Source organism: Parapedobacter pyrenivorans (assembly GCF_014636865.1).
In the GTDB taxonomy this organism is placed as follows: Bacteria; Bacteroidota; Bacteroidia; order Sphingobacteriales; family Sphingobacteriaceae; genus Parapedobacter; species Parapedobacter pyrenivorans.
Genome location: NZ_BMER01000005.1, coordinates 441003 through 465046, shown reverse-complemented (window position 1 = coordinate 465046; position 24044 = coordinate 441003). Strand labels below are relative to the sequence as shown.

Below are 24044 nucleotides of genomic sequence, written 5' to 3'. Positions count from 1 at the left end.
TATGACATCCCATTGTTTAATATTTAGTAATAACGCTAAAAAAAGAACATAATGAGCAATTTAAAGTTAAAAGGAACTTGGAATGAGTTGAAGGGAAAGGCCAAACAACAGTATGCTGATTTGACCGATGATGATCTGTTGTACGAAGAAGGCAAAGAAGACGAATTAATCGGCCGCATTCAAAAAAAAACGGGCAAGGCACGCGACGAAGTAGTCGACTGGCTAAACAGGCTATAACCACGAATAAAAAATCAGAGAAAGCGTTACGGGTATCACTGCCCGTAACGCTTTTCTTTTTAACTTAGCCCCATGGCAAAGAAACAGCCGACCATACTGGTCGTCAATGATGATGGCATTACCGCCCCCGGCATCAAAGTATTGATCGAAGAAATGCAAAAAATCGGTGAAGTAACGGTGGTTGCGCCTGAGGGGCCGCAGTCTGGCACAGGACATGCCATAACCATTGGTAAACCCCTTCGTATCGACCGTATCTATATTTATCCCGATGTAGAAATGTACAAGTGCTCCGGCACCCCGGTTGATTGTGTAAAGCTTGCCGTAAACAAAGTGTTTAAGGGTAGGAAACCTGACATTTGCGTATCAGGGATTAATCATGGGCTTAATAATTCAATTAACGTACTCTATTCCGGCACGATGTCGGCAGCCGTAGAGGGTGCCATTGAAGAAATTCCATCAATTGGATTTTCTTATGACGACTTGGAGTATGACGCTGACTTCTCGAAATGCAGGCCCTATATTCGAAGCATAACTCAACAGGTGTTGGCAAACGGCCTAGCCAAAGGAACGCTGCTCAATGTAAACTTTCCAAAGGTAGACGAAATTAAAGGAATAAAGATTTGCCGACAGGCCGATGCAAAGTGGGCAGAAGAGTTTGATGAGCGGACAGACCCCAGTAACCGCAGCTATTATTGGCTTACCGGTGTATTTCAATTGCGAGACCGCGGGGAAGACACAGATGTTTGGGCGCTGCAAAACGGCTATACCTCCATTGTGCCGGTACAGTTTGATATGACCGCTCATCATGCCATACCCGAGCTAAATTCCTGGAATTTTAACGCCGAGTAATACATAACAAGTGAAAAGAGACTCGTTTCTATTTGGCTGCATCGTAGGGCTAATATCACCCATGTCTGCGCTGCTTATTTCGTCGTTGTTTAGTATCGGCATCCAACCGTTGAGCCTGTATGTCATTGCAGCGTTAATTAACCTCCTATTTATCCGTTTCTTCTATCGAAGCATGCTAGAACAGCCTGCACGCGGCGTGATTTTGATTACATTTGTTGCATCCTTATTGTTGATTTTTACTGAGAAGCTATCACTAGCATGAAACTCTCCCTCGGATTTTCCCCTTGTCCCAATGATACCTTTATTTTCGATGCGCTCATCCATCATAAAGTTGATACCGAAGGCTTGGAATTCGACGTGCTTTACGAGGATGTAGAAACGCTTAATCAAAGGGCATTCCTTGGCGAGTTAGCGATTACCAAGTTGAGCTATCATGCCTACGCTTACGCTGTTGAAGACTATGTATTGCTCAATGCTGGAAGTGCACTTGGATTCGGAGTAGGTCCACTTCTGATTTGCAAAGATCCGGAGCTGGCAGCACAGCTATCAACCGATGCCCAGTCGCCGACGGTTGCCGGCCTCAAAATTGGAATACCGGGCAAGTATACTACCGCTAACTTCCTATTAGGCTTGGCATTTCCAGAACTGGAGAATAAGCAAGAAATGGTATTCTCAGCTATCGAACAAGCCTTGCTGGATGGCACCATTGATCTTGGACTAATTATTCACGAAAACCGGTTTACTTACGAAAGTAAAGGGCTGCATAAAATAGTCGATCTAGGCGACTATTGGGAAAAGGCGACCCACTCGCCCATTCCATTGGGCGGGATTGTTGCCAAACGAGATTTATCAGAAGAGACGAAACACAAAATTGACAGGGTCATCCGCAGAAGCGTCGAGTTTGCACTCAAAAATCCCAAATCTGGCGTCGACTTTATTCGGTCCCATGCGCAAGAAATGAGTGAAACCGTCATGTACAACCATATCGAATTATACGTGAATCGATTCTCCGTATCCCTCGGCGATGAAGGCCGTTCGGCAATACATACCTTATTCGAACGCGCATGGGCATTGGGTGTGGTGCCCAAGACATCAAAGCCACTGTTTCTGTAATGTCCATTGTCTCAAGTCCGATGCCCCAAATCTCAAATCTAATAACTAACTTTGCCCAATATGCCATATTGACGGTCACCGCATTTTGGTGTTATTATTGAATATGTGGCAATTCATTAGTAAACAGTAGACCATGTTAACATTTTTAAGCAAGATATTCGGCAGTAAGTCTGACCGAGATATCAAACATATTCAGCCCCTAGTAACAAAGATTAAGGAAGAATACGCCAAACTGGATAGTCTTACACACGATGAACTCCGGGCAAAAACAGCCAACTTCAAACAACGCATTTCGGAATACCTCTCCGACATTGACAAAGAGATAGCCGACTTAAAAAGCGAAGCAGAACAGGACGGCATTGAAATGACCGAAAAGACGGCCATCTACGATAAAGTTGATAAGTTGATAAAAGAACGCGACCAAAAGCTAGAAGAAGTGTTGATGCAACTACTTCCGGAAGCGTTTGCTGTGGTTAAGGAAACTGCACGCCGTTTTACCGAAAACAGTGAGGTAGAGGTCACTGCCTCAGATTTCGACCGGGAACTAGCTGCCTCAAAATCGCATGTCTACATTTCGGACAATAAAGCCGTTTGGAAGAATACATGGGTAGCTGCTGGCACCGAAGTGACCTGGAACATGGTACATTACGATGTTCAACTCATTGGTGGTATTGTACTCCATGAAGGAAAAATTGCCGAAATGGCCACGGGCGAGGGTAAAACGTTGGTGGGTACATTGCCTGCTTATTTAAATGCGCTTTCGGGGCAGGGTGTCCATATCGTAACCGTGAATGATTACCTCGCACGGCGTGACTCTGAATGGAACGGCCCTTTATTTGAATTCCATGGCCTGCGTGTAGACTGTATAGACAAACACCAGCCCAATTCACCTGCTAGACGCAACGCTTATCTAGCGGACATCGTATTTGGCACCAACAACGAATTTGGCTTCGATTACCTGCGTGACAATATGGCGCAGTCACCCGAAGCTTTGGTGCAGCGGAAATTGCATTTCGCGATGGTGGATGAGGTGGACTCTGTACTGATAGACGACGCACGGACACCTTTGATCATCTCGGGTCCAATACCGAGGGGCGATCAACACGAGTTTTATGAACTTAAACCTCGTATCGAACGGCTCGTCAATACCCAAAAAGCATTTATAAACGGGGTTTTGAATGAAGCCAAAAAGGCGATTGCTGCTGGTGACACGGGAGTGGAAAGCGGTGGATTAGCCCTTTTCCGCGCCCATCGGGGACTACCAAAAAATAAGGCGCTAATCAAATTTCTCAGCGACGGCAGCAATCGGCAGATTCTCCAGAAAACCGAAAACTACTACCTACAGGAGCAAAGCAAGAACATGCATAAGGTAGATGCTGAGCTTTACTTCATTATCGACGAGAAAAACAATCAGGTAGAGCTCTCCGAGAAAGGCATCGAGCTAATTACGGCTGCGGGCGAAGATCCAAGTTTCTTTATCATGCCTGATGTGGGCACTGATGTAGCGGAAATTGAGAAATCGGCGCTCAGTCCGGAAGAGAAGCTGTCTAAAAAAGAGGAATTGATGCGTGATTTCTCGGTCAAATCCGAGCGCATCCACTCCGTCAACCAACTGCTTAAGGCTTATACCCTGTTTGAACGAGATGATGAATATATTATCGATGAGGGTAAGGTGAAGATCGTGGATGAACAAACCGGACGGATTATGGATGGCCGCCGTTACTCTGACGGTTTGCACCAAGCGATTGAAGCCAAGGAAAACGTTAAAGTGGAAGATGCCACGCAAACCTACGCCACAATTACGCTGCAAAACTATTTCCGCATGTACCACAAGCTGGCCGGTATGACGGGAACTGCAGTTACCGAAGCAGGCGAACTTTGGCAAATCTACAAACTGGATGTAGTAGAAATACCAACCAATGTCGCTACACAGCGTGAAGACAAGCACGATTTGATATACCGGACGGCCCGTGAAAAATATAATGCCGTTGCCGAGGAGATCCATCAGCTTACACAACAAGGTCGCCCGGTCTTAGTGGGCACGACTTCCGTGGAAATATCAGAACTGCTCGGTCGCATGCTGAAACTCCGGGGAGTGAAACACAATGTACTGAATGCCAAGTTGCATCAACGTGAAGCTGACATCGTTGCGGAGGCCGGGCAAGCCGGCATGGTAACCATCGCCACCAATATGGCTGGGCGGGGTACGGATATCAAGCTCGGACCAGGTGTCAAAGAAGCGGGAGGGTTAGCCATCATCGGTACCGAACGGCACGAGTCGCGGCGGGTAGATCGGCAGTTACGTGGACGCGCGGGCCGCCAGGGCGACCCGGGATCATCCCAATTCTTTGTATCACTGGAAGACCCATTAATGCGCCTATTTGCATCTGAGCGGATTTCCAATATTATGGTACGCATGGGCGTGCAAGAAGGCGAAGTGATGCAGCATAGCATGCTTACCAAATCCATCGAACGAGCTCAGAAAAAAGTAGAGGAAAACAATTTTGGCATACGCAAGCGCCTGCTGGAATACGATGACGTAATGAATTCCCAACGTAGTGTCATCTATGCCAAACGCAAGAATGCGTTGTTTGGCGAACGCTTGGATGTCGATTTGAACAACACCGTTTTTGATGTGGCGGAAGATACGGTGGCCACCTATAAGGAATCAGGCACGTATGACGATTTCAAACTGGAAGTTATCCGTATATTTTCACTGGAAACCGATATAGATGCCGCCGAGTTTGCCAATAGCAATATCGCAACGCTTACGGATCGGCTGTCCGCCCAGATCGTTGCCTATTATCAAGAAAAAGCAGATAAAATCGCCAAACAGACACTACCCGTGCTGACGGATGTATTTGCTACAAGAGGCGGGCAGATTGAGAATATTGTCGTTCCCTTTTCGGATGGCCTCCGGGGTATACAGGTAGCAACCAACTTGAAGAAGGCTGTGGAATCGGGAGGTAAAGAAGTGTTCAAATCCTTTGAAAAGGGTGTTGTCCTCGCCTTGATCGACGAAGCCTGGAAAGAACACCTTCGAGATATGGATGAATTGAAACAATCTGTCCAAAACGCCGTATACGAGCAGAAAGATCCGATCATCATTTATAAAATGGAGGCTTTCAACTTGTTCAGAGCAATGTTGGTCGAAATGAACAAAGACGTAGTGGGCTTTCTTTTCAAGGGTGAAATCCCGCAGCAACAGCCCCAAGACGTGCGCGAAGCGAGACCGATGCCGCGGCAGGAAGCGCGTGTAAAAACATCGAAGCCCGAACTAGCGACGGCCGGTGGCAGTGCTCCCGCAGAAGATACCCGCGAAGTGCAGCGTACACAGCCTGTCCGCAACGAGCCAAAAGTAGGCAGAAACGACCCCTGCCCTTGTGGTAGTGGTAAGAAATACAAAAATTGTCACGGAATATAATAAACAAATATTATGGTTAAAAAAGGTTCTGTTTTCATAGCCCTATTGGTTTGTTTCTCCTGCATCGCTAGTTTCGCCCAGCAACCGGGTGAAGTAGAGGTTGTGGCCGATCCGCTGATCAGTCTCATGCAGCGAAATCGCAAAGGGACCAATATTACAGCGACCGCTACACCTAATCGCGTGATCGACAAAAAGACGGCCACGCGCACAACAGCCATGGGATTCCGGGTTCAAATTTATTCCGGATCCGACCGTACAGAAGCGTATGCTGAACAGGCCCGTTTCAAGAAACTTTACAAGGATATCGACACCTATTTAAGCTACGAGGAACCCAATTACCGTGTGAAAGTCGGTGACTTCAGAAGCCGAAGTGAAGCCCAGGACCTTATGCAAGGTTTACGGAGGCAATTCCATAATGTGTTTGTCTTCACGGAAGAAATATACATCTATCAATAGGATCAAAGAACAGTGATGAAAGATAAAGTCAGCATGCTTGCCACGCAAATCCATGGAAAAACCGTAGATCAGCGGAGATATTTGCATCAAAATCCAGAATTATCTTTTGAAGAATACAACACTGCGGCTTTTATCAAAGCAGAATTGGACAACTTGGGGATTCCGTATACGCCAATGGCTAATACAGGGTTAGTAGCTCACATTCAAGGCGAGCGGCCTTCCAACAACGTAATCGCTCTCCGTGCTGACATGGACGCATTGCCCATCACGGAAATATCCGGACGAGCTTATGGGTCGAACAATCCCGGCGTAATGCATGCTTGCGGGCACGACGCACATACCGCGTCATTGTTAGGCACTGCTCACATTCTCCAATCGTTGAAGGCGGACTTTGGCGGCACAATAAAACTCCTTTTCCAACCTGGGGAAGAACGGCTGCCCGGAGGGGCAAGTCTTATGATCAAGGCAGGCGCGTTGCAAAACCCTACACCTCAGGCCGTCATCGGTCAGCATGTAATGCCGTTGATTCCTGCCGGTAAAGTGGGTTTTCGTGCAGGCAAATACATGGCATCAACTGATGAATTGTATGTAACCGTAAAAGGAAAAGGAGGCCACGGTGCGCAACCTCAGCAAAACATAGACCCTGTAGTCATTACAGCGCACATCATCACCGCATTGCAGCAAGTGGTAAGCCGCATCGCAGACCCGAAAACACCAAGCGTGTTATCTTTTGGCAAAGTGATTGCCAATGGCGCTACTAACGTAATACCGGATGCGGTATACCTGGAAGGCACATTTCGAACGTTCGACGAAACATGGCGTAATGAAGCCCACGTCCGGATGAAAAAAATGGCTATTGGTATCGCCGAAAGCATGGGCGGATCATGCGATTTTGAAGTCCGTAATGGATACCCTTTTCTGGTCAACGAAGAAAAATTGACCGCAGAAGTTCGCGGATATGCAGCGGAGTTCCTCGGTAAAGAAAATGTCGTAGACCTCGACTTATGGCTTGCGGCCGAAGACTTTGCTTATTATTCACAGGTCGCCGATGCATGCTTTTATCGGCTGGGTACAGGCAATGAGGCCAAAGGCATTACATCTGCCGTACATACCCCTACCTTTGATATCGACGAAAGTGCACTGGCGCTGAGTACCGGCTTGATGGCCTACATTGCATTGCGCCGATTGGGTAACTAATCCCGTTACCACGCAACAACTTTGAGGCAATGGATGAACTAACCTTCCGAGCGGCTGGCTATGCAGATTTGGCGATCATTCATTGGTTGGCCCATGAAATTTGGTGGCCCACCTATGAAGACTACCTGACACACGACCAGATTAGTTTCATGTTGGAAAAAATTTATTCGACAACGGCTTTGGCCGAGCAGTTGAAAGCAGGCCAACGTTTTTCATTTGCAATGCGGCATGACAATCCGGTAGGCTTCGTAGGCTTCCAGCCAAAATCCTCAACAGCCCATATCATGCGCATCGAGAAGCTATATGTCCTCCCAGCTGAACAAGGGAAAGGCACGGGGAAGCAGCTCATCAATCATGTGGCGCAAATTGCACGAGCAGCAAACGACTCGTGTTTGGAGCTAAATGTAAACCGTCACAACCCTGCAAGAACGTTTTATGAACGGATGGGCTTCATTATCGTAGACACATTGGATATCCCCTATCATGGTTATATATTGAATGACTTCGTATTGCAAAAACAGCTATAACGATCACCATATCTCAAGTCACCACCCTGCTACCGAAAAACAAACCCTAATCTTTTCTCGCTATTGCCCGTTGTTTTGTTATTTTTGAGGTACTGCTCATCGGTATTTCCCCTTTTTGAAATACCCAAAATCGTTTATGTATGGAAAATCGACATGTATATCAAAGTGGAATCATCGGCAATTGCGCCTATCTCGCCCACGTTCAAAAAGACAGCAATATTTCTTGGTTATGCTGGCCTTCTTTTGATAGCTCTTTCATTTTCGGGGGGCTTCTGGATAGTAAAAGAGGTGGACGATTTTCGATACAACCCATAGGTGAGTTTACCAGTAAGCAATACTATATCGAAAATACAAACGTGCTCCGTACAGAGATTACCACGGCTGATGGCAGTTATCGGATCACTGATTTCGCTCCCCGTTACAGGCAATACGAGCGCTATTTCAAACCCCTCATGCTCGTCAGAAAAATCGAACCGCTAGTAGGTCGGCCGCGCATCCGCATCATCTGCGATCCGGTGAGTGCGTATGGTCAAGGGTCTTTCAACAAATTTCGGGGGAGTAACCACGTCGAATTCAGTAATGGCATAGAGCAAATGCGGCTAACGACGGATGTTCCGGTAAGTCATTTCTTTGGCGATGAACCATTCGTATTGGGCGAAACCAAGTACTTAGTGCTCACTTATGGGCAACCATTGGAAGCACCGCTTGAACGAACCGCTGAGCATTTCCTCCGTGAGACCGTTAACTATTGGCGAACTTGGATAAAACACGCTACAATATCGGCATTTTACCAAGAGGCGGTCATCCGTTCGGCCCTCGTCCTAAAAATCCACCAGTATGAAGATACGGGTGCTATCATTGCAGCCGGCACCACCAGCCTTCCGGAATATCCCGGAAGCGGGCGTAATTGGGATTATCGCTATTGCTGGTTGCGAGATAGTTATTATGTGATCACGGCATTGAACCACATCGGCCAGTTTGAAGAAATGGAGTTGTACGCGAACTATATCACCAACATTACCCATGCGGATGTTGGACGGCTCCAGCCGCTTTACGGAATAAATGGCCAATCCGAATTGACGGAGCACATCTTAGATGAATTGGCTGGATATCAAGGAAACAAGCCCGTCAGAATTGGCAATCAAGCGTACGAGCATATACAGAATGATGTGTATGGGCAGGCCATGATCGCGTTGCTACCATTATACACCGACTATCGCTTCGTTTTTAAAGAACGTTCCGACGCCGGACGCTGGGTAGACTATATTCTCCAAAAAATCGAAAAGACCATCGATGAGAAAGACGCGGGAATCTGGGAATTCCGAAATTTCGCCAACCATCACTGTTATTCCAATCTTTTTCAATGGGCTGGAAGCTCGGCAGCGCATAAAATCGGCACGGTCATCGGAGACCAAAAGCTAATCGACCGGGCCGATGCATTAATGAAGCGTGCGTCATACCACATCGAGGCTTGTTACGATGCGGAGCGTGGGGTCTATACCAATGCGGTGGGAAGTCCGCATTTGGATGCGAGCACCTTGCAATTGATTATGATGCACTACCTGGACCCTTCGTCCGAAAAGGCCCGAAACCACCTTAAGGCATTGGAACGCGAACTAAAAACTCCACAGGGGCTCTTTTACCGCTACTTGCATTCCGATGACTTTGGCAAGCCCAAATCAACGTTCCTCATTTGTGCATTTTGGCACGTAGAGGCGTTAGCATGCGTAGGCCGCCTGGATGAAGCCGTCGCGACTTTCGAGAAATTACTGGCCTATGCCAATCACCTCATGCTGTTTAGCGAAGATGTGGATGAATCCAACGGAAGTCAGTGGGGTAACTTTCCACAAGCCTATAGCCACGTGGGGCTTATGAATGCCGCCTATCGCATTTCGATGAAACTCGACCGCCCAATTTTTGTGGGCTAACGGGCTTCGGCTTAGGTGGCCAGTTTTTGGAGAAGTATTCTTACATCCCGCTGCTGCTTCAGGTAGAACCTCGCCGCAGACACTTCCGTTCCTACCTTGATGGTACACGCGGTAGCTGGTAACGCTTGGAAGGTATCTTCATCTGTACGATCATCACCTATCGATAATATGAAATCATAGCGGTTTTCGTGGAGGATATCCAGCGTAGCCCGTCCTTTATTCACTTCCGCGCTCCGTATTTCCACCACTTTGTCACCATCCAGCAGTTGCAAGCCGTAAGCTGCGGAATAATCCCGGAGGCTGTCAATCAGTTCATGTGCCCTTAAGGGCCCCAAATCACGCTGAACCTTGCGATAGTGCCATGCCAGGGAAAAACTTTTCTCCTCAACAAAGGCTCCTGGTGTACGATCTGCAAACGATTCCATGAGCGCACTCACTTCCCCTTTCCAGGCATTAGACAACCCACTCTTAAGTCGCCACTCCCCACCGGGCTCCTTTGTCCAAACACCGTGCTCAGCTATCAAGCTGTAAGGCTTGTTATGAAACCATTGTTCAAGGGTGCTGTGTTTCCTACCACTGATGATCACCAAATGATTATTGATATCGGCTTCCAACGTATCAAGTAATCGATAGAGCTGATCATCGGGCGAGGCCTTGTCAATATCATCCTGAAAACCCACCAAAGTGCCATCATAGTCAAGCAGCAGCAGCCTACTGGCTGCATGCTTATACTGGTCGATAATTTGCGTTTCGATAGTTGTGCCGACCAACCTTGCCTTGGTGGTGGATTGTACTGTTTTTATCTCTTCTAACCTGTTCATAAATAAAGTTGCCCAATGCTGTACATTAAACTTGAATACGATGGCACGCATGGATTTCATACGCCTTTTCATCTCGGGTATTGGCATATTCAGAGCAAATAACAACGCATCACGAATATCATGGACATTGTTTGGGTTCACGATGAGCGCATCGATAAGCTCATTGGCAGCCCCAGCCATCTCACTCAGGATAAGTACACCCGTTTCGTCGTTCCGGCTAGCAATATATTCCTTGCTTACCAGGTTCATCCCGTCACGCATGGGCGTCACCAAGCATACATCCGCCATATTATATAGCGCGGCTATCTCAGCTACCGGATACCCGTGGTAGAAATAAGCCACTGGATACCAATCGTACGAACCATACTGCGCATTGATGTTACCAACCAACCGGTCGATCTGGTCCTTAAGTTCACGGTATTGCGGCACCGTATCGCGAGAGGGTACCACAACCATATATAGTGTCACCTGCTTATGAAACGCCGGATTCTCCAACAGAAAAAGCGCAAATGCTTCCAACCGTTGGAGGATACCTTTACTATAATCCAGCCGGTCGATGGAAAGAATGATTTTTTGCTCCCCGAAATTCAACTTCAGCTCCGCTACCCTTTTCAATACGTGCTCATCTGATGACAATGCTGCAAACCGGTTGCTATCTATACCCATCGGGAAGGGCTCTACGAAAACGGTCCGTCCATCTACTTCCAGCTTATTGGAATTGTTGTTAGTCGCCGTAAGACGAGTAGCCGAACTGATAAAATGGCGGACATCATCAAATGTATGGAAGCCTAGCAGGTCAGCTCCCAGCATACCTTCCAATAACTCCTTCCGCCAAGGAATAAGCCGAAAAAGTTCTTGGGACGGAAAGGGAATGTGTTGGAAAAAACCGATGGATGCATCAGGCAGCGCGCTCCTGATCAATCCAGGAAGCAGCAACAATTGATAGTCGTGAATCCAAATGGTATCATCCGGTTCCGCCTGTGCTAAAATGAGATCGCGGAATCGCTCATTTACCTTGACATATGTCTCCCAATTGTGTAGGTCGTAAACCGCGTAGTTGGGCATGTAATGGAAAATCGGCCACAATACCTCATTGGAAAATCCCTCATAGAATCCTTTGATCTCTTCGTCATCCAAAAAAATAGGAATCAGCCGCCTTTCTCTCAAAGCCGATGTAAAATATGTTGTTTGCTTTGGGTCATTAAGGAAGACACCGGGCCAGCCGATCCAGTTATTCTTTCCCTGCGCGTGTATGGAAGCGAGTCCAGTAGCCAATCCCCCTTCGCTAGGCTGCAACGCGTAGCCATCTCCCTCTTCAATGATTTTGATCGGCAAACGATTAGATACAATGATGGTTTTACTCACGTCACTTGATGTTTATGGGCATACTCCGAGCACCCACTAAGAGTTAGGGGTGGGTATTATCGCATAATGCGAGCGTGCCGGTACGATTCAATGTTCACGAATATAGTGATAACCCCGCGAACTATCAAAAGTTTGGTATACTACCGCTCAAGTTTAGGAACCCTATCCGGAGTATCTTCACCAGCAATAATGCTCCTTGCACCTAATGCAATCGCCTTGATGGAAGAGACGATATTTTCAATTGCTAAGGTCTCCACTTCATCGTTCACGGTATGGTAATACTGATCCTTGTCGATCTGTACAGTGGCAAACGTATGAGCAGGCACACCTAATGCCGCTAGTGATGCATTATCACTGCGATAGAAGAGATTTTGTGTGGGATAAGGGTCCGGGTGGAATGTAAAATCGGTACCCTTCACATTCTGCTGCATAATTTGGGCAAGATTGGACTGGTTATATCCAGTGACATATAGGGAGTTAGGACCAAATCGTGAATCTTTGCCTATCATCTCAATGTTGATCATAGCCACCACCTCATCGGCGTTGACCTGCTGGGAAAAGTATTGAGAGCCTACCAGTCCGATTTCCTCTGCGGTAAAGGCCACAAAAACCAGGGTACGGGCGTTGTCATTGCGTTTCTTATAATAATTTGCCAGGGTAATTACCGCCGACACACCCGAAGCGTCGTCGTCAGCGCCATTGGCGATGGAATCCTGGCCGTCAGCTTTAAGGATTCCAATATGGTCGTAATGCGCAGAGAAAATCACATATTCATCCGGTTTTGACTTGCCGGGCAACATCCCTACAACGTTAAACAGAGGTAGCTCTTCGATGTTATTCGTGAAACTGATACGAAACGATTTGGGAGGCTCACTAGCTATCACGTATACGACAGACGGGGTCTTACCGGCCGCTCCTGCCGTCTGATTGATTCGGCCCTGCATTAAGAATCCCCGATATCGCTCAAACATCCCGGCAAAACTGGTATCGATAACCACGACAGCATCTTTACCGCCCGTCGCGGCTTCCCTGAAACGCTGCGCGAAGTCGTCACCAGCCTTTATTTGAATAACGGCTACACCGGGATCCGTATTCCAATTCACGCCTGGGCTATTGCTTGATACGATGACGTGCTCCAGCGGTATTTCCGACCCGTCAAAAGTCACGTCCCAAGTGGCGGGGCTAACGCGCGTCACCTGAAAGGTCTGCCGAAAGTCAGGCTCGTCCGTGTAAGGCTGCAATCCTATTTTCTTAAACTCCGTAGCAATAAAATCGGCAGCTCGTGCCAGTCCCGGAGTGAAAGCAGCTCTACCTTCCATATCGTCTGCGGCCAGCGTATTCAATATCCGCGCCACCTCTTTGGTATCAACTAACTGTTCCGGCGAGTGACGGACGGAACATGCCGCCAACAGACAGAATAACCATATAACCCGACTGAATAGTTTAAGCATCGTTCATCAGTTATGTATAGTCAAATGTAGGCAATTTTCCGCAATTCTTGCTTTGCTTTATCGGATAACCGTTATCTTTGGGTACTGATAAAAAAGCAAGTTATGAAAGAGATCACAGTCGAAGAACTCAAGGAAAAAATGGATAATCAAGAAGATTTCCAATTGATCGATGTTCGTGAAGAGTTTGAATATGAGACATCCAATATCAGCGGAGAGCACATCCCGTTGGCCGAAATCATCCTTGAGCAAAATAAAATTTCACGTGAAAAGCCCGTTGTAATCCATTGCCGGAGCGGCAAGCGAAGCGCTCAAGCCATCATGTTACTGGAACAGCAAGGCTTCGACAACCTCCTCAACTTACAGGGTGGGATATTGGCGTGGCGTGATGCTTTCGATCCCGACATGCAAGTGTATTGATTTTCGAGGTTGTTGCCCACTATGAAGAGACACTTCATTTATAATGTACTATTGAATATTGGATTGATATTGATGGTGCTGAGTGCGATTGCAGCATTTAACAGCGAGCAGTACCCGATATTGGCTATCTCGATAGCTATTATCTTTATATTGGGTTATTTGAAATACCGATTATTGAAACAGATCAAGCAGATAACGAAGGGTAAGTGACCCTATGGAGCGGTCTGTACATCCCCTAGTAAACAACCGAGTGCACCGTCTTTCAGAATGGGTATTGTCGATACCTGATCTATTTGCAAGCAGAACGCGATATCTTGTTTGATATGGAGGTGTCGCATACGTTTGCTATGGGATGCTTTGTCGAGGAATGCCGCCAAGTCACCTTTTGCTTCGAGGTAAAGGGTCTGTGCTGCTCGGGCTGCATCATCCAATTCGATGCCGCTGCCAATCAGCCGGTCCACCACAGCGCCCGCAAATACAGAATCTTCCAGGCTGACATGGTTTTTCCATCCCGCGCACACCAATAATACGTGCTGATCCTGGTCCCTCAACCAATTGGAAAGCGCACTGATGTTCAGGAATGACCCAATAACCACGGCTTCTGCTCCTGCGCACAGCCGGATAGCCCGCGTGCCATTCGTTGTGGTCAATACAATGGTTTTACCCTCCACTTTCTCCCGCGTATACGAAAAAGGCGAGTTACCAAAATCAAACCCTTCCACTACCGCACCCTCGCGTTCGGCCGCCAACAGGTAACCCTTATCTTGATAAGCTAAGCATTCGTCCAGTTCCGCAACCGGGATAATGGCGCGTGCACCGTTGGCCAATCCATAACACATGGAAGACGATGCCCTGAAAATGTCGATAACGACCGCAACGGTACCATTCAAATCATAAAATGGCAGCAATGCTGGGCTTAGGCATACTTGAATTCTTTTGGGATTCATCGCTCGCTACTATTTTACAAAGGGAGGTTTTACAACGACGGCTTTCACCCGGTTATTTCGGATATCGACGTAAAGTTCGCTTCCTTCTTTGCCATGGGCAATCGTCACATACCCCAACCCGATGGATTTCTTGAGCGTGGGCGATTGTGTGCCGGACGTGACCCGGCCGATGACATCGCCAGATCCATCCACAATATCGTATCCCTGACGGGGTATCCCCCGGTCAATCATTTCAAACCCCACCAATTTACGTTGCAATCCAGCTTCCTTTTGTTTTTTCAACCCATCAGCATTGACAAAATCGTTCGTAAACTTGGTAACCCATCCCAAACCGGCTTCCAGCGGTGAGGTCACGTCATCGATATCATGGCCATACAAACAGAAACCCATTTCAAGACGAAGCGTATCACGCGCACCCAATCCGATCGGTTTGATGCCATAAGGAGCCCCGGCTTCAAAAACAGCGTCCCATACTTTTCTTGCATCCTTATTAGCAACATAAATCTCAAACCCGCCAGCCCCGGTATAGCCTGTTGCCGAAATCAATACGTTGTCTACACCTGCAAACGAGCCCTTCGCAAAGGTGTAATACGCCATGGTAGCGAGGTCGATGTCGGTAAGGTCGCTCAACGTCTCGGCCGCTTTAGGCCCCTGAACGGCAAATAATGAGGTTTCGTCAGAAATATTCTTCATGGTTACCCCATAGGTATTGTATTTGGAAATCCAATCCCAATCTTTTTGGATGTTCGATGCATTGACGACAAGGAAATAGGTCTTTTCGTCAATACGATAGATAAGAAAATCATCTACCACACCTCCGGTTTCATTTGGCATATAAGCATACTGCACTTTTCCATCATAGAGCTTCGACGCATCGTTCGCGCTGATTTTCTGCACGAGGTCCAGCGCCCTGTCGCCCTTCAGGATAAATTCGCCCATATGGCTCACGTCGAAAACACCGACCCCTTTCCGGACAGTCTCGTGTTCATCATTGATACCCGAATACTGTACAGGCATATTAAAACCGGCAAAGGGGACCATCTTGGCCCCCAAGGCTATATGTACATCAGTAAGGGCGGTGTTTTTTACCATAATGCCAGATATTGCTATTTTGGCGCAAAGTTACTGAAAAAAGAGGACGTCCAAAAAGTCATTTCATTCCGGCTTACGGTTGAGCTGCAATACTTCCTTCACATTTACTTCCGTAACATACCGAGTTGCGCCTTCCTTATCTACATATTGACGGTTCACCAACTTACCCTCAATGGAAATCTCGGAACCTTTGGTCAGTGCTTTTTGTGCGAAAGTCGCCTGCCTACCCCAGAAAACGAGTTGATGCCACTGCGTATCGGCTACCCATTCTCCTTGGCTATTGCGATACCGGTCATTGGTTGCTAGCGATACGCGCGCCAGGTTACGGTTCTCATTAAAGGTTTTCATTTCAGGGTTGTTGCCTAAAAATCCAGTTAGTCGTACGCTGTTTTTTAATGCTGCCATGATGCATAAAATTTAAATGGTAAAACAAGTGATTATCGAACAACGGCATTTCCTAGCCATTGACGTCACAAAGGTGAGATGATGTCGAACAAATAGCCGGATATTAAACGTTTATAAACGTTTATAATCGGCTAACAATCCTTTATCGCTTTCATTCCGCAATTTATATCCGGACGTCAGGTGGTTTCCGAGTATTTTTTTCTTACTCGAATATTTTTTCCTTACTTTTACAGTAAAGACCGATCAATTAAATCAATACCATACGAGTAACATGTTACAGGAAAACAAACGGCTTCTATCATTGGATGCACTCCGTGGGTTCGATATGTTCTGGATTACCGGCGGAGATGACCTCATCCATATCGGGGCAAAAGTATTGGGATGGGGATGGCTGGCCGTCCTTTCGCAGCAGTTCCATCACCCGCAATGGAATGGACTTTCTGCATACGACTGTATATTCCCACTTTTCATTTTCATGGCCGGGGTATCGGTGCCCTTTTCGCTGGGCAGCCGATTGGAAAAAGGGGTACCTAAAAGTAAGTTGGCAAAAAAAGCCGTGCAGCGGGGCGTTATTCTTGTGCTGTTGGGCATTATTTATAACAACGGGATATTGGTTAAGTCGTTTTCCGAAATGCGTTATGCAAGCGTGTTGGGACGGATTGGCTTGGCGGGTATGTTCGCACAATTACTTTACATCTACAACCCTTCCGCGTTAAAGCTCATGGTACAGGGATGCATCTTGCTCTTGATCTATTGGGCCTTCTTAAGCTGGTTCCCGGTTCCAGGCTGCCCATTGGGCACAATGACCATGGAGTGCAACCCCGCGAGTTACATCGACCGACTTATCCTGCCTGGAAAACCTTATCTCGGTATTCATGATCCAGAAGGCATCATGTCTACGGTGCCGGCTGTGATGACGGGTTTGCTGGGGATATTCGCCGGTTTAAGGATAAGAAATCACACGAACCAATCCGGTGAAAAGAAAGCTCACTCGCTAGCCCTATATGGAATTATAGCCCTCGTACTTGGCATTACTTGGTCGTACTTCTGGCCGCTCAACAAGAATTTATGGACCGGATCATTCGTCCTCGTTGTGGGTGGCATCAGCTTCCTCCTGCTGGCACTATTTTATTGGATTATTGATGTAAAAGGCCTACGGCGATGGACCTTGTTTTTTGTAGTCATCGGCACGAATTCCATCGTTATTTACATGCTCAGTCACTTTGTCGATATCGGGCACACGGCGAACGCCTTGTTTGGCGGACTGCTGGCACTCCTCGGACCGGCGGCCGCCAAGCTGGGAGAGGTGATTTCTTATATCGCTGTGCAATGGTGCTTCATGTACATACTTTATAAAAACAGATGGTTCCTTAAAGTGTAACCGCAACGCCCTTATTATAATTGGCTTACAAACTCTTTTATGGCCTTTGACGGGGCTGTGGTTTTCATAAAATTCTCACCGATGAGAAACCCCTGGAACCCAGCATTACGCAATTGACGAATCGTGTTCGGATCACTGATGCCGCTTTCCGAAACCTTAATAAACCGGCTTGGAATCAAATCTACCAATTCCAGCGAATGATCCAAGGAGACCTTGAAGTCATTCAAGTTACGGTTGTTTACACCGATGGCATCCACACTATCTACCATGCTACAGCCTAATTCTTCTTGATTATGCACTTCCAAAAGCACATTCAAACCGAGTGATTTGGCAAATTCCGAAAGCGCCTTTACCTCAGCGGGATCGAGCACCGCTGCAATCAGCAGGATGATATCTGCACCATGGGCTTTTGCCTCCACGATCTGGTATTCGTCAATGATAAACTCTTTACGGAGCAGTGGTATTTGCAGTGCCTCACGGGCGGCGACCAAGTCGGCCAAGCTTCCTTTGAAAAAATCCGGGTCCGTAAGGACCGAAACAGCCGAAACACCCGCTTCCTGATAGCCGGTCACGACTTCGGCCACGGATGAGTGATTATTGATGATGCCCTTGGAAGGCGAAGCCCTTTTGAATTCGGCAATAATGCCATTTTTCCCTTGGTTGCGTACGGAGTCACTCAATGAGAAACACGCCCTTTCAAACAGGGGGGTGCTTTCTAAATCAGCAACGGCAACCAATGCCTTTGCCTGTTCAACTTCCAATCGCTTTTTGGTGATGATTTTATCCAGAATGGTCATTTTTCTGTAGTCATTGATTGGTGGTCAGTGATCAGTGATGGGCGGTCGGTGATTGATGTCATTCCCAACCAATTCGCAATCATTTCCTTACCGTACTCCGTAAGCACCGATTCCGGATGGAATTGCAGTCCTTTTACGTCCAATGTTCGATGTGAAAGCGCCATGATTACCCCATGTTCATCTTCGGCGGTGATGCGGAGTACGTCCGGAAAACCCTCGCGGGCCACCGCCCAAGAGTGATAACGCCCTACAGGAAATGACTGCGGCAGGCCGTTGAAAATTGGCTCTTCAGGAACCGTAATGAACAATGGCGTTGCCGTACCGTGTACCGGTTTACTCAGGTTATACAGCACTCCGCCGTATACCTCAGCAATGGCCTGTTGCCCTAGGCAGATACCCAGAATACTTTTTGAAGACCCATATTTCCGGATGACATCCAGCAGCAGGCCCGCCTCGTTGGGGATACCGGGGCCTGGTGACAGCAGGATTTTGTCAAAATGGGCCACGTCTTCCAACGCAAACTTATCATTTCGCCATACCGTAGCATGATGCCCGCATTCATGCAGGAGATGCACCAGATTAAACGTGAAGGAATCGTAATTGTCTATCACCAATATCCGTGGTGATTGTTGTTGCAAACTACTCATTTTTCTATTTCAAATATCTTGTGCCAATTCCAGTGCCTTGCGCAATGCAGCAATTTTGTTGTTTACTTCCTGAAGTTCCTTTTCGGGGTCGGAGTCAGCCACGATACCGGCGCCCGCTTGATAATGCAAGGTGTTGTTCCGACTCAAAAATGAGCGGATCATGATGGCATGGTTGAAATCACCGTTGAAACCCATATAACCTATAGCACCACTGTAGAAACTCCGTTGTTGGCCCTCGTACCGGTCTATAAGCTGCATAGCCATGTGTTTAGGCGCACCACTCAGTGTGCCCGCCGGAAACGTATCGCCCACTACGTCGAAAAAGTTTACCCCCGCTTTTAATGTACCGCATACTTTGGATACTAAGTGGATGATGTGTGAATAATACTGTGCTTCTTTATAGGATTTTACGTGCACCTGTTCACAATGCCGGCTCAGGTCATTGCGGGCCAGATCCACCAGCATCACGTGTTCGGCACTTTCCTTGGGATCCTCTTTGAGTGCTTCGGCGATCTTCTCATCCTGCTCCTGGTTACCGCTTCGCTTGAACGTCCCCGCTATCGGATAAATCGTGGCTTCCTTGTTTCGGATGGTCAATTGTGCCTCGGGTGAGGAGCCAAAAAGCTTGAAATCACCGTAATCGAAGTAAAATAGATAAGGAGACGGGTTTACCGAGCGCAGGGTACGGTATACATTGAACTCATCACCGAGGAAAGGTCGGGAGAAGGCCCGCGATGGCACGATCTGGAAAACATCGCCGCGGAAAATATGAGTCTTCATTTTCTCCACCAACGCCTTGAATCCTTCATCGGCCATGTTTGAAGTCTCTTCACCATTCAGGGAAAAATTATACTCGGGAAAATTTTTATTCTGGATCAGGTACTGGATTTTCTCCAATCCCGAAGGAGTTTCGTCGCCCTCCAACTGGTGTTCGAAAATATACAGCTGATTACGGAAATGATCAATGGCGATCACATACCGGTAAACATGATATTGCATGTATGGGATGTCCCGTTGGGGATCCGGTGAGCTCTCAAGCCGGATATCCTCGAAATGGGCTACTGTGTCGAACGTAAAAAAACCAAACAGGCCATTGGAAATAAAGTTAAAGCCGGATGCACCGTCTTCGCTGAATGCCCCCCTGAATGCAGATACTTCTTCACGAAGGTTTATCTCCGCGGCTGGTTTCCGTTCGGCCGCGCACCCCGGATACTGGATTTCAAGGGTGTCCTTATCGAGTCGTATACCTGCAACCGGTTGGCAGCAAATGTAGCTCATGTTGTTTTCGCGGCTATGATAATCCGAGCTTTCCAGCAGCAGACTGTTTGGAAACACATCGCGGAGCCTCAGGTATGTGCTCACCGGCGTTGTCGTATCTGCCAGTAGCTGCTTATAAATGGTTTTAAATTTATACACCATGTTTCGTTAAACTAAATCACACAAAAAACCCGACGGATTTTTCAAAAACGTCGGGCCAAATATTCCAAAGCCTTGGTTGATTAGGAATATATACTTGTTCCTACTGACCCGACGTTATCGCTGTCGAGCCACCACCATAATCCGATGTGGAACCTTTTTATCGCCATACGACACAAAAGTATGAAAAAATTTAACGAAACAAATTTTTAATTGCGAAAATGGATAAAAATGGATCAGTCATCCAGTAAGTCCGGTCGCCGGGCTTTGGTCCTTGCAAAGGCTTGCTCATCCCGCCATTGGTTGATTGCTGCCTCATTACCATTTAGCAGCACCTCCGGCACTTTATAGCCACGCCATTCCGCGGGGCGTGTATATATGGGCGCATCCAGCAGTCCACCCTGAAACGAATCGGAGAGTGCCGAAGTTTCGTCAGAAAGTACCCCGGGTATCAGGCGCACCACCGCATCCACCAATACCGCAGCGGGCAACTCCCCGCCCGAAAGCACATAGTCACCGATGGAAAGCTCGCGGGTTACGTAGATATCGCGGATGCGTTGATCGATACCCTTGTAATGCCCGCAAAGTACGATGATATTTCCCTTGGTTGAAAGGTGGTTCGCAATGGATTGGTTGAGTGTTTCACCATCGGGAGTCATAAAGATGATTTCGTCGTATACCCGTTCCGCTTGCAGCTTTTCGATACAGGCAGCAAATGGCTCGACTTGCATCACCATTCCGCTGCCACCCCCGTAGGGATAGTCATCAACGCTCCGATGTTTGTTATGCGTATAATCGCGCAGGTTATGTACCACGATTTCGCACACCCTCTTTTTTTGGGCGCGTTGCAGGATGGAATGCGCAAAAGGACTCTCCAACAAACCTGGTAATACCGTAATGATGTCAAACCGCATGGCACAAAGATAGGATTTTGTGAGCACAAAAAGCCCCATCACCTGACGGCAACGGGGCTTAAAATGAAGTTACCTTGCGGCTATACAGCTGCTGTTACACCACGCAGTGTCTTAGCGGCTTCGACCATCGCCTCTAGCGCAGCCTTCGTTTCCGGCCATGCACGGGTTTTCAAACCGCAGTCGGGATTGACCCACAGCTGCCCGGCGGGGATTACGGCTTTTGCCTTTTCAAGCAATTTCACCATCTCATCCTTACTGGGCACGCGTGGTGAATGGATATCGTACACACCAGGCCCGATGTCATTTGGATAGTTGAAGTTTGCAAAGGCATCCAGCAATTCCATCTGCGAACGCGAAGTTTCGATAGTGATAACGTCCGCATCCATCGCAGCAATGTGTTCGATGATATCATTGAACTCGGAGTAGCACATGTGCGTATGGATCTGTGTATCATCTTCCACATTGGATGAAGACACACGGAATGCCCGCACCGCCCAATCCAAATAGGCTTTATGATCTGCCTTACGCAGTGGAAGCCCCTCGCGGATGGCCGGCTCGTCGATCTGAATGATTTTGATACCGGCTTTTTCCAATGCCTGCACCTCATCGAGGATGGCCAATGCGATTTGATAGGTGGTTTCCGAACGTGGCTGGTCATTGCGAACGAATGACCATTGCAAAATGGTAACCGGACCGGTAAGCATCCCTTTTACGGGGCGATCCGTTAACGTTTGTGCATAAGCTGACCAATAGACGGTCATATCATTCGGCCGAGAAACATCACCGTAAATGACCGGCGGTTTTACACAGCGTGAGCCGTAAGACTGCACCCAACCGTTTTTGGTAAATGCGTAGCCGGAAAGCTGTTCACCGAAATATTCCACCATGTCGTTACGTTCAAACTCACCGTGCACCAACACGTCGATATCTAGCTCTTCCTGCAGGCGGATCGTCCGCTCTGTTTCCTCAGCGATAAGCTTGTCGTATTCCTCCTGTGTAATCGCACCCTTCTTGAGGTCCGCACGCCATTTGCGCACATCCCTGGTCTGTGGAAAAGAGCCGATGGTCGTCGTGGCAAATGCTGGCAAATTAAATTTAGCTTGCTGCTTAGTTTTACGATCGGTAAACTGACTAGTACGCTTGGCGTCGGCATCCGTAATGTTCTTTACACGGGTTTTCACGTCGTCACGGTGGATGAGTGAAGAGGTACGACGGCTTTGCTGCGCGGCTTGGTTGGCCTCGAACCGGGCTGTGATCGTGCTGTCGGCATCGCCTGTAGCCAATGTGGCCAAATCGGTTACTTCCGTGAGCTTTTGCTTGGCGAAAGCAAGCCAGTTTTTAATCTCAGCGGGTAGCGACTGTTCGTTGTCTTCCAGATCAAGGTCGAACGGAACATGTAGGAGCGAGCTCGACGGAGCTACCCACACACGGTCGGCACCCAATGCGTCAACGGCCCGTTTTATCTTGTTGAGGGATGCTTCATAATCGTTTTTCCAGATATTGCGGCCATCCACTACCCCAAGCGAAAGTGTGAGGCCGGCAGGTATGCTGCCCAGCAGTTCGTCGAGCTGGTTTTCACCACGCACCAAATCGATGTGCAATGCCTGTATGGGTAAGCTCAGCGCAATCTGTGCATTTTCGCGCAGTGACTCAAAGTACGTCGCAACAACAATGTTGGTGCCCTTTGCGGCAGCCGCAAGACGGGTATAAACCGTTTGGTAAAGCGTACGGGTCTTGTCGTCGATATCCAACGCCAGGAAAGGCTCGTCAAACTGTACCCACTCGGCACCGGCTTCTGCGAGCTTGCCCAAGATTGCTTCGTAAACGGGCAACAGGCCGTCGATCAGGTCTAACCGATCGAAACCGGCTTCTTTTTCCTTACCCAACAACAGGTATGTGATGGGGCCAATCAATACCGGCTTCGTATCAATCCCCAACTGCTTCGCCTCGTTGAATTCATTGATTACTTTCTCCGATGTAAGTTTGAACTGCTGATTTTTGACAAACTCAGGAACGATGTAGTGATAGTTTGTATCGAACCATTTCGTCATTTCCATGGCGGTTACATCATGTCCATCCTGTTGAAAACCACGGGCCATTGCAAAATACAACTCGAGGTTATAAGAAGATGCACGCTCCAATGCAAACCCTTGGTAGCGCGCCGGGATAGCACCTACCGTAAGGGTGAGGTCCAGCACCTGGTCATAGAAGGAAAAATCGTTGGAGGGGATCAGCGCTATGCCAGCCTCCTGTTGGGTTTTCCAATTTCCTTCGCGAATCGTGCGAGCGGCCTCCAAGAGCTCTTGCTGGCTGATCTTTTTTGCCCAGTAGGCTTCGTTAGCTTTTTTTAGCTCCCGAAGGGCACCGATACGCGGGTAGCCCAAATTGTTGGTTTTTAACATAATATTGTGAATAAATTAAAGTACAACACATCGACGCCCATCCACGAGGGAAATGAGAAGTCTTTTCTGGATGCTTTGGGGAGAGGGCACAAGGCTAAGCTGTGTCTGCTTATTTTTCCCCCACCACGGGCGGGAGTAGAATTTAGCACCTTGTCTGCCGACAGGTTGCTAAGGCTTCACAGGGTCCATTCCCTCTGCCTTTCTCCATAAGCGGCTGCTAAGGTCGATATAAATTATGTAAACTGCAAATATTTTTGT

General features: G+C 47.8%; 21 protein-coding genes and 1 riboswitch. Of the genes, 11 read left to right on the top strand and 10 right to left on the bottom strand.

What is annotated here, in order from left to right; genetic code table 11:
* The first annotated feature begins 51 nt into the window (after positions 1–51).
* From IEV98_RS21140 to IEV98_RS21105, 8 genes are all read left to right on the top strand, one after another.
* On the top strand, positions 52–237 hold the full coding sequence (locus tag IEV98_RS21140; RefSeq protein ID WP_188508020.1) for a CsbD family protein: 186 nt from the start codon (positions 52–54) through the stop codon (positions 235–237).
* 72 nt (positions 238–309) lie between these two features.
* Positions 310–1086 carry a 5'/3'-nucleotidase SurE gene (surE, locus tag IEV98_RS21135; RefSeq protein WP_188508019.1) on the top strand — a complete coding sequence of 259 codons (777 nt, stop codon included), beginning with the start codon at positions 310–312 and terminating at the stop codon, positions 1084–1086.
* 258 nt (positions 1087–1344) lie between these two features.
* Positions 1345–2199 carry a 1,4-dihydroxy-6-naphtoate synthase gene (locus IEV98_RS21130; RefSeq protein ID WP_188508018.1) on the top strand — a complete coding sequence of 285 codons (855 nt, stop codon included), beginning with the start codon at positions 1345–1347 and terminating at the stop codon, positions 2197–2199.
* Positions 2200–2332: 133 nt separating this feature from the next.
* Positions 2333–5623 carry a preprotein translocase subunit SecA gene (gene secA, locus IEV98_RS21125; RefSeq protein ID WP_188508017.1) on the top strand — a complete coding sequence of 1097 codons (3291 nt, stop codon included), beginning with the start codon at positions 2333–2335 and terminating at the stop codon, positions 5621–5623.
* A gap of 12 nt (positions 5624–5635) precedes the next feature.
* Positions 5636–6079 carry an SPOR domain-containing protein gene (locus IEV98_RS21120; RefSeq protein ID WP_188508016.1) on the top strand — a complete coding sequence of 148 codons (444 nt, stop codon included), beginning with the start codon at positions 5636–5638 and terminating at the stop codon, positions 6077–6079.
* Positions 6080–6094: 15 nt separating this feature from the next.
* Positions 6095–7276 (top strand): M20 metallopeptidase family protein, encoded by a 1182-nt coding sequence (locus IEV98_RS21115; RefSeq protein WP_371870690.1) that lies wholly within the window; start codon positions 6095–6097, stop codon positions 7274–7276.
* A gap of 29 nt (positions 7277–7305) precedes the next feature.
* Entirely contained in the window at positions 7306–7803 is a 498-nt protein-coding gene (locus IEV98_RS21110) for a GNAT family N-acetyltransferase (protein ID WP_188508014.1), read from the top strand.
* A 140-nt stretch (positions 7804–7943) separates the two neighbouring features.
* Entirely contained in the window at positions 7944–9731 is a 1788-nt protein-coding gene (locus IEV98_RS21105; RefSeq protein WP_188508013.1) for a glycoside hydrolase family 15 protein, read from the top strand.
* A gap of 11 nt (positions 9732–9742) precedes the next feature.
* Here the strand turns inward: IEV98_RS21105 and IEV98_RS21100 are convergent, their stop codons facing one another.
* Both IEV98_RS21100 and IEV98_RS21095 read right to left on the bottom strand, forming a co-directional pair.
* Positions 9743–11917, bottom strand: a complete 2175-nt coding sequence (locus tag IEV98_RS21100) for a bifunctional alpha,alpha-trehalose-phosphate synthase (UDP-forming)/trehalose-phosphatase (protein ID WP_188508012.1) — start codon at positions 11915–11917, stop codon at positions 9743–9745.
* Positions 11918–12057: 140 nt separating this feature from the next.
* The gene (locus IEV98_RS21095; protein ID WP_188508011.1) at positions 12058–13368 is read right to left on the bottom strand and encodes a M20/M25/M40 family metallo-hydrolase; all 1311 of its coding nucleotides are present in this window, start codon (positions 13366–13368) and stop codon (positions 12058–12060) included.
* A 102-nt stretch (positions 13369–13470) separates the two neighbouring features.
* Between IEV98_RS21095 and IEV98_RS21090 the strand changes: the two genes are divergently transcribed.
* Together IEV98_RS21090 and IEV98_RS21085 are read left to right on the top strand one after the other, a co-directional pair.
* Positions 13471–13785: a rhodanese-like domain-containing protein gene (locus tag IEV98_RS21090; RefSeq protein WP_188508010.1), complete on the top strand. Its 315-nt coding sequence runs from the start codon at positions 13471–13473 to the stop codon at positions 13783–13785.
* Positions 13786–13806: 21 nt separating this feature from the next.
* On the top strand, positions 13807–13995 hold the full coding sequence (locus tag IEV98_RS21085) for a DUF6358 family protein (protein ID WP_188508009.1): 189 nt from the start codon (positions 13807–13809) through the stop codon (positions 13993–13995).
* A gap of 2 nt (positions 13996–13997) precedes the next feature.
* On the opposite strand, the gene IEV98_RS21080 is transcribed toward IEV98_RS21085, so the two are convergent.
* From IEV98_RS21080 to IEV98_RS21070, 3 genes are all read right to left on the bottom strand, one after another.
* Positions 13998–14732 carry a 2-phosphosulfolactate phosphatase gene (locus IEV98_RS21080; RefSeq protein ID WP_188508008.1) on the bottom strand — a complete coding sequence of 245 codons (735 nt, stop codon included), beginning with the start codon at positions 14730–14732 and terminating at the stop codon, positions 13998–14000.
* A gap of 9 nt (positions 14733–14741) precedes the next feature.
* Positions 14742–15824 (bottom strand): glycine cleavage system aminomethyltransferase GcvT, encoded by a 1083-nt coding sequence (gene gcvT / locus IEV98_RS21075; RefSeq protein ID WP_188508007.1) that lies wholly within the window; start codon positions 15822–15824, stop codon positions 14742–14744.
* A 63-nt stretch (positions 15825–15887) separates the two neighbouring features.
* Positions 15888–16229 (bottom strand): single-stranded DNA-binding protein, encoded by a 342-nt coding sequence (locus tag IEV98_RS21070; RefSeq protein WP_188508006.1) that lies wholly within the window; start codon positions 16227–16229, stop codon positions 15888–15890.
* 271 nt (positions 16230–16500) lie between these two features.
* On the opposite strand from IEV98_RS21070, the gene IEV98_RS21065 reads away from it, so the two are divergent.
* Positions 16501–17610: an acyltransferase family protein gene (locus IEV98_RS21065; RefSeq protein ID WP_188508005.1), complete on the top strand. Its 1110-nt coding sequence runs from the start codon at positions 16501–16503 to the stop codon at positions 17608–17610.
* Positions 17611–17624: 14 nt separating this feature from the next.
* On the opposite strand, the gene trpC is transcribed toward IEV98_RS21065, so the two are convergent.
* The 5 genes from trpC to metE form a co-directional block, all read right to left on the bottom strand.
* Positions 17625–18407: an indole-3-glycerol phosphate synthase TrpC gene (gene trpC / locus IEV98_RS21060; RefSeq protein ID WP_188508004.1), complete on the bottom strand. Its 783-nt coding sequence runs from the start codon at positions 18405–18407 to the stop codon at positions 17625–17627.
* Positions 18404–19054 (bottom strand): anthranilate synthase component II, encoded by a 651-nt coding sequence (locus IEV98_RS21055; protein WP_188508003.1) that lies wholly within the window; start codon positions 19052–19054, stop codon positions 18404–18406. Before IEV98_RS21055 ends, trpC begins: the two co-directional genes overlap by 4 nt.
* 9 nt (positions 19055–19063) lie before the next feature.
* On the bottom strand, positions 19064–20473 hold the full coding sequence (locus tag IEV98_RS21050; protein ID WP_188508002.1) for an anthranilate synthase component I family protein: 1410 nt from the start codon (positions 20471–20473) through the stop codon (positions 19064–19066).
* A 233-nt stretch (positions 20474–20706) separates the two neighbouring features.
* A complete protein-coding gene (gene trmD / locus IEV98_RS21045) occupies positions 20707–21384 on the bottom strand; it encodes a tRNA (guanosine(37)-N1)-methyltransferase TrmD (RefSeq protein WP_188508001.1) in 678 nt (225 codons plus the stop codon).
* A gap of 80 nt (positions 21385–21464) precedes the next feature.
* Complete coding sequence (gene metE, locus IEV98_RS21040) at positions 21465–23786, bottom strand: 5-methyltetrahydropteroyltriglutamate--homocysteine S-methyltransferase (protein ID WP_188508000.1); 2322 nt, start codon at positions 23784–23786, stop codon at positions 21465–21467.
* Positions 23787–23892: 106 nt separating this feature from the next.
* Positions 23893–23999: riboswitch (SAM riboswitch) on the bottom strand.
* Positions 24000–24044: the final 45 nt, after the last annotated feature.